13 protein-coding genes are annotated in these 15,067 nt (G+C 44.8%); 7 read left to right on the forward strand and 6 right to left on the reverse strand.

Annotated features, from left to right (window positions below; genetic code table 11):
- Positions 1-51: 51 nt before the first annotated feature.
- From surA to V7R55_RS08375, 7 genes are all read left to right on the forward strand, one after another.
- Positions 52-1,341 (forward strand): peptidylprolyl isomerase SurA, encoded by a 1,290-nt coding sequence (gene surA / locus V7R55_RS08345; RefSeq protein ID WP_334059021.1) that lies wholly within the window; start codon positions 52-54, stop codon positions 1,339-1,341.
- Between the two features lie 13 nt (positions 1,342-1,354).
- On the forward strand, positions 1,355-2,341 hold the full coding sequence (pdxA, locus tag V7R55_RS08350; RefSeq protein WP_334059023.1) for a 4-hydroxythreonine-4-phosphate dehydrogenase PdxA: 987 nt from the start codon (positions 1,355-1,357) through the stop codon (positions 2,339-2,341).
- A complete protein-coding gene (gene rsmA, locus V7R55_RS08355) occupies positions 2,338-3,165 on the forward strand; it encodes a 16S rRNA (adenine(1518)-N(6)/adenine(1519)-N(6))-dimethyltransferase RsmA (protein WP_334059025.1) in 828 nt (275 codons plus the stop codon). The genes pdxA and rsmA overlap by 4 nt, the downstream gene beginning before the upstream one ends.
- Before the next feature lie 8 nt (positions 3,166-3,173).
- On the forward strand, positions 3,174-3,548 hold the full coding sequence (gene apaG / locus V7R55_RS08360; protein WP_039219726.1) for a Co2+/Mg2+ efflux protein ApaG: 375 nt from the start codon (positions 3,174-3,176) through the stop codon (positions 3,546-3,548).
- Positions 3,549-3,555: 7 nt separating this feature from the next.
- On the forward strand, positions 3,556-4,383 hold the full coding sequence (locus V7R55_RS08365) for a symmetrical bis(5'-nucleosyl)-tetraphosphatase (protein WP_334059027.1): 828 nt from the start codon (positions 3,556-3,558) through the stop codon (positions 4,381-4,383).
- Positions 4,384-4,662: 279 nt separating this feature from the next.
- A complete protein-coding gene (locus V7R55_RS08370) occupies positions 4,663-6,687 on the forward strand; it encodes a HAMP domain-containing methyl-accepting chemotaxis protein (protein ID WP_334059029.1) in 2,025 nt (674 codons plus the stop codon).
- A gap of 197 nt (positions 6,688-6,884) precedes the next feature.
- Complete coding sequence (locus V7R55_RS08375) at positions 6,885-7,448, forward strand: SOUL family heme-binding protein (protein ID WP_334059031.1); 564 nt, start codon at positions 6,885-6,887, stop codon at positions 7,446-7,448.
- 78 nt (positions 7,449-7,526) lie between these two features.
- Here V7R55_RS08375 and lysC read toward each other — a convergent pair whose 3' ends face one another.
- From lysC to V7R55_RS08405, 6 genes are all read right to left on the reverse strand, one after another.
- Entirely contained in the window at positions 7,527-8,876 is a 1,350-nt protein-coding gene (gene lysC, locus V7R55_RS08380) for a lysine-sensitive aspartokinase 3 (protein ID WP_334059033.1), read from the reverse strand.
- A gap of 60 nt (positions 8,877-8,936) precedes the next feature.
- On the reverse strand, positions 8,937-9,386 hold the full coding sequence (locus V7R55_RS08385; RefSeq protein WP_334059034.1) for a DUF192 domain-containing protein: 450 nt from the start codon (positions 9,384-9,386) through the stop codon (positions 8,937-8,939).
- A 72-nt stretch (positions 9,387-9,458) separates the two neighbouring features.
- On the reverse strand, positions 9,459-12,071 hold the full coding sequence (gene acnB / locus V7R55_RS08390; RefSeq protein ID WP_334059036.1) for a bifunctional aconitate hydratase 2/2-methylisocitrate dehydratase: 2,613 nt from the start codon (positions 12,069-12,071) through the stop codon (positions 9,459-9,461).
- A 363-nt stretch (positions 12,072-12,434) separates the two neighbouring features.
- On the reverse strand, positions 12,435-13,385 hold the full coding sequence (locus tag V7R55_RS08395) for a DNA ligase (protein ID WP_334059038.1): 951 nt from the start codon (positions 13,383-13,385) through the stop codon (positions 12,435-12,437).
- Between the two features lie 140 nt (positions 13,386-13,525).
- Positions 13,526-13,756 (reverse strand): DNA ligase, encoded by a 231-nt coding sequence (locus V7R55_RS08400; RefSeq protein ID WP_334059040.1) that lies wholly within the window; start codon positions 13,754-13,756, stop codon positions 13,526-13,528.
- A gap of 56 nt (positions 13,757-13,812) precedes the next feature.
- Positions 13,813-14,991: an alpha/beta hydrolase-fold protein gene (locus tag V7R55_RS08405; RefSeq protein ID WP_334059042.1), complete on the reverse strand. Its 1,179-nt coding sequence runs from the start codon at positions 14,989-14,991 to the stop codon at positions 13,813-13,815.
- Positions 14,992-15,067: the final 76 nt, after the last annotated feature.

A 15,067-nucleotide genomic window follows, 5' to 3' on the forward strand; every position in this document is an offset into this window, starting at 1 on the left:
CGCAGTTGAGCGCTTATCGGCGCTTAAAAGCAATTAACCAATAATAAAAGAGTGTGTATGAAGTTCATTATCCGTGCATTGATGTTAGGTGCCCTACTCTCGTTTAACAGCGTGGCGCAAGAAGTAATGCTTGACCGCGTTGCTGTGATTGTTGACCAAGGTGTTATACTTGAAAGCGAAATTGATGCCCTTGTAAAAGAAGTTAAACGCAACGCTGAAGCCAATAATCAGCAACTGCCTTCAGATCGTGCGCTTCGTACTCAGGCTATTGAGCGTTTAATTACGAAGAGCCTTCAGCTACAAATGGCTGAGCGCATGGGTATTCGTATTAGCGATCCCCAGCTAGAACAAACCATTGGTAATATCGCATCTAATCAGAATGCAACCATTGAGCAACTTCGCGCACAATTAACTGCTGAAGGCATTGCATACGAAGACTATCGCGAAGACATTCGTGAAGAGATTATCATGGGTGAGGTTCGCCGCGCTAACGTACGTCGCCGTGTTTATATCACGCCACAAGAAATAGACACGTTAATTGATTTAATGGAACAACAAGGTGCAACGCAGGCAGAGTACCGCTTAGGTCACATCCTTATTGGCTTCCCTCCTGAACCAACAGACGAAGATATTCAGGCAGCACGAGAGCGCGCAGACAAAGTTATCTCTTTATTAGAATCGGGTTCTGATTTTGCTAAAATTGCCATTGCGTCATCATCAGGTAACGAAGCGTTAGAAGGCGGTGATATGGGTTGGCTAAACATCAATGCCATGCCTACGCTATTTGCTGAAGCGATTCAAGACAAAGATAAAGACGTCCTTGTTGGCCCCATCCGAAGCGGTGCTGGTTTTCACATTCTTAAGGTACTAGACACGCGCGGTATTGAGAAAGTAACGGTTGAAGAAGTCAATTCTCGCCATATTCTGGTTAAACCATCAATTATTCTAAGCGAAGAAAAAGCGAAACAGATGCTAGTGCGCTTTAAAGAAGAATTGCAAAACGGTGAAGCAGATTTTGCAGAGTTAGCCAAAGAGCACTCAGAAGACCCAGGTTCAGCCCTTCGCGGCGGTGAACTAGGTTGGTCTGACCCAAGCAACTATGTTCCAGAATTTAAAGATGCACTGTCACAACTTGAGCCTGACGAGTACAGCGACCCTGTTCGCACAGTTCACGGCTGGCACCTAATCCAACTTATCGACCGTCGTATGGACGACGCAACAGACAAGCGTAAAGAAGATAAAGCATATCAGCTTATCTTTAATCGTAAATTTTCAGAAGAAACCGAAAACTGGTTACGTGAGATGCGTGATGCCGCTTACGTCGAAGTAGTCGAATCTTAATAATAAGTTATTCATGAGCACACCTATTAAAATAGCAATAACACCGGGCGAGCCGGCAGGTATTGGGCCAGATTTGATCATTAAACTGGCCCAAGAAACATGGCAAGCCCAGCTTGTCGTGTTTGCCGATGGCGACATGCTAAAAGCACGAGCGAGCGCCTTAGGGCTTCCGTTGACGCTAATCGATTACGATGCAAATAACCCGCAGATACAAGCTGCGGGTTCGTTGTTTATAAAGCAGATAGACAAAACCGCTGACGTTATCCCCGGAACCCTGGATAGTGAAAACGGGCTTTATGTGGTTGAAACCTTACGTCAAGCGTGCCAAGCCAATATGGACGGTGACTTTGATGCCGTTGTGACAGGTCCAGTGCACAAAGGCATTATCAACAAAGCAGGTGTATCCTTTAGTGGCCATACAGAGTTTTTTGCTTACCAATCTAATACCATTGATGTGGTTATGCTGTTGGCAACTGAAGGGCTCAATGTAGCGCTTGCTACAACGCATATCCCCCTTGAGTACGTAGCAAAAGCTATCACTCGCGAGCGCCTGCACAAAGTTATTCACATTATCAATACTGACCTGAAACTAAAGTTTGGCATCAAAGAGCCACACATTTACGTATGCGGATTAAACCCGCACGCGGGTGAAGATGGCCATATTGGTACTGAAGAGATCCATACTATCGTCCCGGCGTTAAATGAACTGAGAGACGAAGGCCTTAAAATTACGGGTCCCCTTCCTGCTGATACGATCTTTCAGCCTAAATATTTAGAAAATGCCGATGTTGTCTTGGCTATGTATCACGACCAAGGCTTACCCGTGCTAAAATATAAGGGTTTTGGGGCGTCAGTGAATATCACATTAGGCTTACCTTTTGTTCGCACTTCAGTCGACCACGGTACTGCATTAGATTTAGCAGGTACTGGTGAAGCCGACGCCGGTAGTTTCAGAAAAGCATTGGAAAAAGCCATTGAGCTTGCACATCATCAACAATGAGTAAAACACACTTAGGCCATACGGCCAGAAAGCGATTCGGACAGAACTTCCTACACGATGACTACGTGATAGGTAAGATTGTTGCAGCCATCGCACCAAAAAATGAGCAAAACTTGGTAGAAATTGGGCCGGGTTTAGGCGCACTTACCGATCCTGTTTGTGAAGAGGTTGACGCACTAACGGTTATTGAACTTGACCGTGATCTTGCCAAGCGACTGCGACACCATCCATTTAACGGCGAAAAACTAACCGTTATCGAGCAAGATGCGATGACAATGGATTTCGGCGCACTATGCAAAGAAATGCCACTAAAAGACAAAAAGCTTCGGGTGTTTGGTAACTTGCCTTACAACATTTCTACGCCGCTAATGTTCCATCTTTTTGACCATGCTCACTGTATTGAAGACATGCACTTTATGCTTCAAAAAGAAGTGGTTAATCGACTAGCCGCGGGGCCAGGCTCTAAAAATTACGGCAGACTTTCAGTAATGGCGCAGTATTACTGCCACGTGATCCCTGTACTGAACGTTCCGCCCGGTGCTTTTAAGCCACCACCGAAAGTAGATTCTGCCGTTGTAAAGCTAGTACCGCATCAATCTCCACCCGTTGATGTTGAATCAGTGAACACGCTGGAACGTGTCTGTGCCCAAGCTTTCAATCAGCGCCGCAAAACAATTCGCAACTCACTGAAAGATAGCTTAGGTGAGGAAGAAATCCGTGAATTAGGGATAGACCCAACGTCTCGCGCAGAAGTGCTATCGCTTAACGATTTTGCCACTATAGCCAACGCTGTATCGGCGAAAGAGCACCAACAAGAGCTATAAGTTTCTCTATGGATGTACTTGATATAAAGGTACGGGTGAAAACCCGTCACCTTCCTGACCACCTCCCCTCTGACTCAAAGCAGTTTGCATTCGCCTACCACATTACTATTGAAAACAATAGTGAGCATACGGTACAGCTGCTAAGTCGCTACTGGAAGATAACCGATGCTAACGGTAAAACGTCAGAAGTAGAGGGCGATGGAGTGGTTGGGAAACAGCCAATAATGAAGGCAGGTGAAAATTTTGACTATACCAGCGGAGCAGTCATTGACACACCGGTTGGCAATATGGAAGGCTACTATGTAATGGAACTAGAGAGCGGCGAGCGTTTCCGCGTTCCTGTAAAAGTATTTCGCCTAGCCATTCCAAGCATTCTTCATTAAGGTTTTTATGTCCAAAGGTAACACCTACGTCATTGGCGATATTCAAGGCTGTTATGACGGTCTTCGCCGCGCATTAGATAAAGTCGAATTTGATGAGGCAAACGATAAGCTGTTTGCCGTCGGTGATTTGGTTGCACGAGGAGAAGATTCGTTAAACACATTACGCTTTCTGAAATCTCTTGGCAGTCAATTTAGCAGTGTGTTGGGTAACCACGACCTACACTTACTCGCTGTTGTTAACGACATCCGCAAAGCCAAAAAATCAGATAAATTAGCGCCACTACTTAATGCTTCAGACTTAACCGAACTTATTGATTGGTTGCGTCAATTCCCGCTGGCACTGAAGTTAGACGAACAATCATTAATGGTTCATGCAGGGCTCTATCCTAAATGGTCTATCGATAAGTGCGTTTCACTGAGTGATGAAGTTAGCAATATCCTAAAATCCGATGATTACCCTACTTTTCTTTCCAACATGTATGGGGATACACCTGACAATTGGTCAGATAATTTTGAAGGTGATGAACGACTGCGGTTTATTGTAAATGCCTGTACCCGCATGCGCTTCGTTCACATAGATGGCACACTCGATTATGAGAATAAGTCTCACCCTGGTGCGGTATCACACAGCACCAGTAGCACGCTGAAACCATGGTTTGTGGTTGAGAATAAAAAGCTTGGTGATAATCAACGAGTAGTATTTGGGCATTGGGCTGCTCTGTCTGGCGAGACAAATAGTTCTCGGTTTATTGGCTTAGATACGGGTTACGTGTGGGGGCAAAGTATGACGCTACTCAACCTAAACACATCATCGCTCGTAAGTATTTCAGCATAACGCTTCTATTTACTACCGCTAAACGCTAAAAAAGCACTATTAGTGAGGGTGTTCCTTTCCTTGAACTGGTTGTACCAGTGAGAACATTAGTACTTATGTGATAAATAAAATAAACATTAAGTTATTGTCGCCGATACATTTACTTGTGATAGTAACGATGATGTTTCGTTATCCACTCAGTATTTGAACAAACACGCGCGCATAAGCGCTATATTTTGTTAACTGAGACGGGTAATATCGTTAGGGAAAAAAATAAAAAACACTCATCCAGGAGTTCCGATGAAAATAACGGTAGCCACACGCGTAATCGGGGGATTTGTAGCGATTAGCGCACTTCTAATCGTTATAAGTGTTGTTTCACTATATAACCTCAATTCTATAGGCTCTGCGACTGAAGAAGTAAACGACGTTGCTCTGCCCACTGTAGCCGGCAGTAATGCGCTCAAAGCAAGCTTCCTGAATATGGGTCGACTTACCTTCGAAAGCTACATCGAAGAGGACTTAAATGATCTTAAAGATAAAAGAGCATCATTTAATTCTGCCAAAGATACCTTTGAAAATGAGTATCAAAAGCTGGCGCAAGCTGTTAGTAACGAGCCAGAGTTGAGAAGTACGCTCAAGAATGTCCGTGAATCGTATGATGCATACATCACCAATGTTGAGGCCATGTATAAGAATCACCAAATGTACCTCGACCTGCGCAACAACATTCAAGATAGACTGGGTGATGCTGAAGATAATGCAGACGATGCCTCTACCTACCTTCTGGATTTTTCGGACTTAGATTCAGTACAGCGCGACCCTAACCTTAGACGGGCTGCTGAAATTGGTGGTCAACTTGAAACTTCACTTCTTTCTCTACTTACCGTTTCATACGAGTATATAAAGACCCAAACCCTAGTGCGTTCGCAGACACTCGGTAACGAGGTCGATCTCGTAGTTGAAAAAGTGGTTACCCAGCTAAGTGATATGGTCGAGGCAGCAGGTGGTCGTGATGATTCAGGAACACTTGATGATATTAACGACTTGGTTAACGATGCCATCAACGCCGTTAAAGCTAATGATGGCGTTGTGCAGCTACATGTCGATCGCCTAGAGCGCAGAAATGACGCTGAACAGGCACTTAATGCTTCTGATGCAAACATTACGCAGGGGGTTGTAGCGCTTGAAAACCTTCTTAATCTTGCAGATAAAAAAGCATCTCACATAGAAAACCAGGTTAACGGTGCCATTACAACAGGCAACACGTTCGTCATCGTGGTCGTTATTATCTCTATTGCAGTAGCGGCCTTCATTGGATACGTAACCGTTCGCGCTATCACACGCCCACTTTATCGCGTAAATGAACTACTTACGGTTGCTTCATCAGGTGACCTTACACATCGTTTAGATGATTCTGCACAAGACGAATTTGGTCTTTTAGCCCGTAACTGTAATACACTTATTGGTAACTTGAAGGAACTTATCACCGCCATTAACGTTCGTGCAGAACAGTTGGCGGCAGCTTCAGAGCAGACGTCTGCGGTAACAGCGCAAACTACCCATTCAATTCAGGATCAAAAGTCTCAAATTGGCCAAGTGGCAACAGCAACCACAGAAATGCATTCTACGTCACAGTTGGTTGTTCAGAACGCAGAAGATACGCTTAGCCAGATTCGCCATGCAGATGCTGAGGCCGAAAACGTTCGTCAAATCTCGTTAGAGAACAAGAACACTATTGAAATTTTGTCTCGTGATGTGCAAGAAGCAGCCGACGTTATCAACAAACTTCATCAAGATAGCGCAAGCATTGGTGGTATTCTTGACGTAATTCGCGGCGTTGCCGACCAAACCAACTTGTTAGCTTTAAACGCTGCTATTGAGGCAGCACGCGCCGGTGAACAAGGTCGAGGTTTCGCGGTTGTTGCAGACGAAGTAAGAACCCTCGCTAGCCGTACACAAGAATCGACACAAGAAATTAATGCCATGATTGAAGTGCTTCAAGCAGGCGCGGAAAAAGCGGTGTCGGTGATGAATCAAGGTAAAGATCAAACCGCCGCATGTGTTGCGCAAACGGAAAAAGCCACGCAAGCACTGGATATCATTACCGATGCGGTTCACAAAGCCCATGACGTGAGCTCTCAAATTGAGCAGTCAGCTCGTGAACAGAATACGGTATCGCAAGAAATCAGTGAAAAGCTTGAAACTATTGTGGGTATCGCTGAAGAGACGACAGCTGGTGCACAGCAAACGTCTGAGTCTAGCCATGAAGTGGCGCGACTTGCTGAAGAGTTACAACAGTCTATCAGACAGTTTAAAGTGTAACGCTTTATACAAACCTGTTTTAAGAAGGGGCTTTTAGCCCCTTTTTTGTGCCTGTTCCAAAAACACTTAGCAACGCTAAACTGAGCATTAAGTGGCTTTTTTACGTATGAGCATTACAAAAAACAAACTTTAAAAAACCTATGCTTACTAACATTTACCGCCTGTCACTTTTTATTGCTACGATACTGATATCCACCATGAGCCAGTCTGAACCAACGTATTACAAAGATACAGAAACACTGCCCTACTCAGTTATCAAAACACTGGCTGATAATATAGAAATCAGACATTACAACCAAGCTGTGGGCGTTCTGTCTAAGGGAAACGAAGATTCAGGGGCATTTAACTTACTTTTTAACTATATCTCTGGTGAGAACAAGACGAATAGTGATGTTTCTATGACTTCGCCAGTAGAAGTTAGTAAGGGTTCACGAGAGATTGCGATGACTTCACCTGTTGAAGTTTCGTCAGAAACTATGATGTTTTTCTTACCCAGTAAATATGACATGCAAAGTGCGCCAATACCCACTAACAAAAATGTATCTCTTGTTGTCGTACCTGAGAGAACCGTAGCGGCTATCCGCTATTCAGGCTTTAGTAGCGATAGTGATAAAGAGGAATATACCCGTAGACTGCGCAAAGTTTTGGAAGAAAACAATATCGAAACGGCTGGTTTACCTAGCTACATGGGTTACGACTCACCGTTTACTCTGCCTTGGAATAAGCGCCATGAAATTATTATTCCAGTAGAAGCGCCCTAGCTACTTGTGCTTAACTCAAAACAAAAACGGCCGCTTTAAATGCGACCGTTTTTTTTATAGCAGTAGGTACTACAGTAATTATTCAAACAATGCCGAGTGCAGCTTACGAACCACGTCATCACTATCAGTCTCGTTAACCAAGAACGACAAGTTATGTGGGTTTGCACCAAAGCAAATCATACGCAGATTAAAGTCTGATACTGCCGATAAAATTTTAGATGAAACCCCAATAGCCGTTTGCATGTTGTTACCTACAACGGTGACAAGGTCGTAACCTTTTTCCACTTTAACGTCACAGATGGTTTCAAGCTCGGCAATGGTCTCTTTATTCAAACGCTGGGCTACAGAATTCGCGGGATTATCAAGGGTAAAAGATACAGAAATTTCCGACGTTGTAACCAAATCAACACTCAGCTTGTGCTTGGCGATAATAGCAAATACCTGCTGTAGGAAGCCTTGCGCATACATCATCTTCGGTGTTTTCACTGTCACCATTACCTGCTCTTTACGGCGAGTAATAGCACGATACGGTGGTTCGTGCTCACAATCACGCACAATCCATGTACCGCCCTTTTCTGGCTCCTTACTAGAGCCTACAAACACCTTTATGTCCTTGCGAAGTGCAGGCTCCATAGTGGCAGGATGTAGCACCTTGGCACCAAAGGTGGCCATTTCCGCCGCTTCTTCAAAGCTGAGTTCAGGTAACGGATGAGCAGCTGGCGTGATGCGCGGGTCAGTTGTGTACACCCCTGTTACGTCAGTCCAAATCTCACACGATTCGGCTTCAAGCGCTTCAGCAAGTAGCGCCGCCGTAAAATCAGAACCACCACGACCTAGCGTTGTAGTGCGGCCTTCCTCGTCAGCACCAACAAAGCCTTGAGTAACCACTATCGCGTCTTTAATTTCAGGTGCCAGTAATTGTTTAGACAGCTTTTCGATTTCTTCGATTTGCGGCGCACCTTCTCCAAACTCACTGTCCGTACGTAACACCTTACGTACGTCAAAGTTCATGGTTTTTACGCCCTGCTCTGCAAGCACTGAAGAGAACATCAGCGATGACATCCTCTCACCCATTGAAAGCAGCTGATCTTTTAAATCATCACGGTGAAGGATTTCTTCGTGAAACGCTAAGCTTCGCATTTCATCTAACAAGTCGTTGAGTTTTGGCTCAACCGCGTCTTTATCTTTCAACTTGTTAAGAATGGCAAGCTCAATATTGATAATGGCCTGACAGGTCTCTTCAATTTGCTGTTGCGTCATAGGTGTGTGCGCTAAGCTTACCAGGTGATTGGTTACACCTGCCGCAGCGCTCACTACCACAATACGCGTTTTGTCATTACCGGCAACAATTCGGGCGCAGTTTTGCATTACTTCGTAATTCGCAACGCTAGTTCCACCGAACTTAGCTATCGATAAGGCATTTGTCACTATATTTAACTCCAGAATAAAACTAGCATTTCGCTAGCAGCAACCGCGCCTTTTGCGCGGTTAATCAATCGTTATTTGGTCGCCTACTTTAATATTATTCTCGGCAAACCACCCTTGGTTCATTTCCAACGCGTAAAGTACCTCTTTCGATGATCCGACCGACTCCAAACTATGAGGAGTGAGAGGTTTTATATCCGTTATTACGCCTTTTCTGTCGATAAATGCTACGTCTAGAGGAACAAAGGTATTTTTCATCCACATGCCCGCAAACTTTGGGCTAGAAAACTTAAAAAACATACCGCAGTCTTCACACAAGGCTTTGCGAAACATAAGGCCCTGTGCGCGTTGTTCAAAGGTTTTGGCATACTCAACTTCATAGTGCTTGCCGCCAATCTCAAGTGAAATGGATTCAAAGTCCACTGAATTCAGCGACGATACAGGGTCTACCTGCGCTTTTGCACACCCTAAGGTTAATACAAGTGCAGCAACAATAAAGAAAGATTTTCCCATTAGACATTCCTTTTCGCCATAAAAAAAGCCGGTCACCTTAACGGTCACCGGCTTTGTAGTTTATACACTATTTTAAGCAACATTCAATGTTGGAATAATGCGCGCTTTTGCTTCTTCCTCAGCCTTTTTAAAGCTAGGCATTTTGTCGAAGTTTAAGTAGCGGAATACTTCACCCGACATCGCGTTAATTTTGCTAGCGTATTCCATGTATTCTTCGGCAGTTGGAATGCGCCCAACAATGGCCCCCACCGCAGCAAGCTCTGCTGAGGTCAAATATACATTCGCCCCATCGCCCAAGCGGTTAGGGAAGTTTCGAGTAGATGTTGAAAGCACGGTTGTGCCCGCATCCACCCTTGCTTGGTTACCCATACATAGTGAGCAGCCCGGCATTTCAGTACGCACACCCACACGACCATAAATGTTGTAATAGCCCTCTTCCATTAACTGGGCTTTGTCCATTTTAGTCGGTGGTGACATCCATAAACGGGTGGGCAGTGTTTTATTGTATTGCTCAAGCAATTTGCCGGCTGCCCGGAAGTGGCCAATGTTTGTCATACACGAGCCAATAAAGACTTCATCTACCTTATCACCTGCAACGTCAGATAGGGTTTTCGCATCGTCGGGATCATTAGGGCAGCAAACGATAGGCTCTTTAATGTCGTTAAGGTCAATTTCGATAACCTCGGCATATTCAGCATCCGCATCGGCGCGCATTAATTCTGGATTAGCAAGCCACTCTTCCATTTTCTGCGCGCGGCGCTCTAGCGTGCGAGGATCGCCATAACCTTCATTAATCATCCAGCGAAGCATAGTAATATTTGAACGCAGGTATTCAGCAATCGACTCTTCTGAAAGGTTGATAGTACAACCTGCAGCTGAACGCTCCGCCGATGCATCCGATAGCTCAAACGCCTGCTCTACGGTTAAGTTCTCTAGCCCTTCGATTTCTAAAATACGGCCAGAGAAGGCGTTGATCTTGCCTTTTTTCTCGACCGTTAGTAGGCCTTGTTTGATGGCGTACAGCGGTATGGCGTGTACTAGGTCGCGTAGCGTAATGCCCGGCTGCATTTCCCCCTTAAATCGTACCAATACCGACTCGGGCATATCTAGCGGCATAACGCCAGTAGCCGCAGCGAACGCGACTAGGCCTGAACCTGCAGGGAATGAAATACCTAATGGGAAACGGGTATGCGAGTCACCACCCGTGCCTACTGTGTCAGGCAGCAGCATGCGGTTCAACCAGCTGTGTATAATGCCGTCGCCAGGACGAAGCGATACGCCACCGCGGTTCATTATAAAATCAGGAAGCGTGTGCTGCGTTTCTATATCTACCGGCTTTGGATAAGCGGCTGTGTGACAGAATGACTGCATAGTTAAATCGGCAGTAAAGCCTAGGCAAGCTAAGTCTTTAAGCTCATCGCGGGTCATTGGCCCTGTGGTATCTTGCGAGCCCACGGTTGTCATTTTAGGTTCGCAGTAGGTGCCTGGGCGAATACCGTCAACACCGCACGCCTTACCCACCATTTTCTGTGCTAGCGAGAAACCTGCGCCGCTGTCTTTTGGCTGTTCAGGCGTACGGAATAAATCCGTTGGCCCTAAGCCTAATGTTTCCCGAGCTTTTTCGGTAAGGCCACGACCAATAATCAGGTTGATGCGTCCGCCGGCACGAACCTCATCTAAAATAACTTTCGATTTATAGCTGTATTCAGCAAGAAGCTCACCGGTTTCGTGGTTGGTGATTTTGCCTTCAAACGGGTAGATGTCTATCACATCACCCATGTTCATTTTTTCCACATCGGCTTCAAACACCAATGCACCGGCATCTTCCATGGTGTTAAAGAATATAGGCGCAACTTTTGAACCAATGCACACACCGCCGCCTCGTTTATTAGGTACACCCGGTAAGTCTTCACCAAAGAACCACAACACAGAGTTAGTGGCCGACTTACGCGAAGAGCCTGTACCTACTACATCACCAACAAAAGCTACGGGATACCCCTTACCTTTGACTTCTTCTATTTGTGCCATTGGGCCTTTAACCCCAGGTTCTTCCGGCTCTAAACCTTCGCGGGGCATTTTGTAAGCTGCTAGGGCGTGCAGAGGAATATCTGGGCGAGACCATGCGTCTGGGGCTGGCGACAAATCATCGGTATTGGTTTCACCTGTAACCTTAAACACCGTGTAAGTAATTTTATCGTCCATTAACTTGCGCGACGTAAACCACTCACCCTCAGCCCAAGATTTGATGATGTCAGTGGCATGCTCGTTACCCGCTTTGTGCTTCTCTTCCACATCGTGATAAGCATCAAACATTAAAAGGGTATGTTTTAGTTCTTTGGCCGCCAATGGGGCAAGTGCTTCATCGTCAAGTAGCTCTACTAAAGTGGCAATGTTGTAGCCACCGTGCATATTTCCTAGCAGCTCAACGGCTTTTTCTTTAGAGATAAGCTCACAACTGTCTTCACCTTTTGCAATAGCACTTAAGAAACCCGCTTTGACGTAAGCCGCTTCATCAACACCAGGCGGCACACGCTCTGAAAGCAGTTCTAAAAGAAAGTCCCCTTCGCCTGCTGGCGGGTTCTTTAATAAATCAACCAAGCCAGCTACCTGTTCAGCGTTAAGCGGTTTAGGTGGAATATTTTGAGCGGCACGTTCTTCAACGTGATTGCGATAGTCTTGTAACACAGTCTCTTCCTCTAAGTTAGCTTGCGCAATGGGAGTAAACGGTCTTGTACGCACTTGACGCAAGGAGTGTTTATTTAATCATCAACAGTATAACTTCACGGGCCAAATTTTGAAGTTTTTAGCCTCTATTATCCGTTTATAATCGCTATTCATAACATTACTTTTGAACGTTAAAAGCGATTAAAGGGCAATGCATAAAGTGACAAAAACAATTACTGGTTAACTACGTTATAGGGTTTTATATTTTGAAGACAAGGGGGGTAGCTCTATGTGAAGGTTATTCAATTGAAGTGCATCGTAAAGGATAGATAACAGTTAATTAAAGGCTCGATATTGAGACTATTTCGCTAGTTGATAACCGTACTATTTTGATAAGTCAAAGTCGGGTCTAGTGCGAAGGTAGCTGGCAAATTTTGGCTTACCGTTTTTCGTTACACCGTAAAACTTAAAGGTTACCCAGCTACCTACAGCCGGAGGCGCTTGGCGCTCTTTGTTAGAAAATCCCGTTCCCAGTTTAAATCGAGTGCCGTCAGATGTTTCTACCAGCAGCGAACCCATCATGCCTTTAAATCTCCCTTTTCCTGGAAGTTGAGCTAACACTTTCGCTTCAGCATCTTCAAAGTATTTTACCTTTAGTAAATTGTCACTACGCTTTGTCTGGTAAAACGCCTTCCCGTGATGAAGCATCAGCCCTTCACCGCCGTTTTTGGTTACTTGTTTAAGTTTTTCTTCAAGGGCGGTTAGAGACAAAAGTTTAAATTGAGGGATCACGGCAAATGTAGGGTTGGGAGTACCCTTTTTAAGGCTATTAAGCTTGTTCAGTCGGCTGTCAAAAGGCTGCCCTGCTACAGGCATGTCGAAGGCCATAAACCTAATCTTAGCCCAGCGTCTTTCTGATATAGACGCTGCTGCAATGTTGCCGGCGGTAGTTTCGGCCCTAGACCAAGAGTTAGCGACAAGGTGCGACTTCCCTTCCTTTAAGTTAGAAAGCACGATTGAAGCAGTAAGTTCAAATTGCCCTCTTTCTATCCAAAGTTCACCGTCGATGGTCGCTTTAGGCCAATTGGCGGTAAACCATGCTGGTGCAAATATCTTGTTGTTGTTTCGGGTCCTAAGTTCAGTGCCATCCCATCGTGCCCGAATACCATCTAACTTTTCGCTCACCCAGTAATCGGTGATATTTATATCTTGGCGGCTGTGTTCATACTGTTTGGCAAGCTGCAAACCGTCGACAATATCAAGCTTGCTCTGGGCACAAACCTGAGTAACTGCGGTAATCAAAAACAAACAGATAGATGTCAGAATATAACGCATTGGTTCTTTCCATAAGTTATAAAACGGAGTCCGTTCAAGTCATTAGAAAGAGACTAAAACGACAAAGGCAGAGTAAGTTACTCTGCCTTTGAACTTTTTTTAACTGTACGTAAGAAGGTTTTTACTTGGCTTAAATAGTCTTAGTCAATGATGATATCAAGAACAGAGATAAGCATATCCTCAGCCAATGCCTCACGAAAAGTTCTTTCTTCGTCACGTCTCTTTTGGTAGGTCTCTAAACATGCGTTTAGCCGCTCGTCGACAGTATTCACTTCATAAACTTCAGCGCGATTAGCTTGCTCAATACAGTGTTCAGTCTGCGCTGTCGAAACCGTACTGCATCCGCTCATTACAGCGCAAATCCCAATCATAAAACAGTAGCAATACCGTTTATACAATTAATTTTGCTTTGGTATTTCAAAGTAGCTTACTCATTCAGTAAATCATGCAAACGCTTTTGTCTATCTGTATAAACTTGGTAACCATCGTGCTGCGGTGTCGAAAGCTCCAAAGCCTTGTTTATACTCTCAAGTGCTTTTTTATACTCACCCATTTGCTCGTAACCATACGCTATGCCGTTATACGGGTCGGGCATTTCGGGGTACTTAGCTATATCGTGCTTAAACAACTCAATAGCCTTGTCGTAATTTTCAGAACGCACATAATGATAACCTAATTCTCGAATAACCCATTCAGGCGCCTCTAATTTTTCCCCGCGTTGCTGTGAAACGCGATCGTAATATTTGCCAATGCTTTGAATATCACCATCGAACTGTTCAGGCCTTAAATAAGCCGAAAAGAACAAGTTGTGATAAGCACTAAAAATAGACGCTGCCGTAACCAAGTTGTGCCGAACACCGGCATAGGCATCATTTACCCACCTCAAACCAGCAGGTTGGTTTGCCCGCATACCCAAAATCATATCATCATAGTAGGGTCGCATTGGCGCCGGTTCGTTGCCTATAGACGTATAGATATAGTGTTCCAATTGACTGGAGGATTTAAAAAACGCAACCGTTCTTTTTGCCGGCGCGCCATAGTTCCACCACACCGCAGGACTATAGGCAATCACAGCATTAAAGAGCTCAGGGTTTTGAGTGAGCGCATACAACCCGAATACACCGCCAGCGGAACCCCCGGCTATCACCCGAAAATCATGCACTCGGTATTTATTTTCCACCATTGGGATAAGTTCAGTGGTTATAAAAGACAAAAAGTTTGCTCCGCCCCCACCATAACCTACAGGACCGTATGGATCTTCATTTGCCGTAGGGAAAAGATCTCGAAAACGATCGGTATTTTCAATGGCGACTATAATTACTTCTGGCGCAGCATTTTCAGATTGAAGTGATTCAAGTACCGCATTCATTATAGGTAGATAAACCGCACCATCTAACCGATAAATTACAGGGTACTTCTTATCAAGGTTTTCTGCGTAGCCTTTAGGAAGTTGAACAACGACTTCTCGTTCTTCCTTCAACACTTTAGATTCGAATTTCTCTACTTTCAGTTCGTAGTTTTTTGCTTCTTCGTTAGATTCAGCTTGAATTGACGAGCTAGCAAACAAACACGCTAATATAGTTAGCGTAATACGCTTGAATAACATGAGGGCTAAGTCCTTTTATTTGAGAGCACCTTATCTAGAGCTATGCTAAACGCTTAAATAGGCAGCTTTTTATGGA

This window comes from Alteromonas sp. S005, from assembly GCF_036864475.1.
Lineage (GTDB): Bacteria > Pseudomonadota > Gammaproteobacteria > Enterobacterales > Alteromonadaceae > Alteromonas.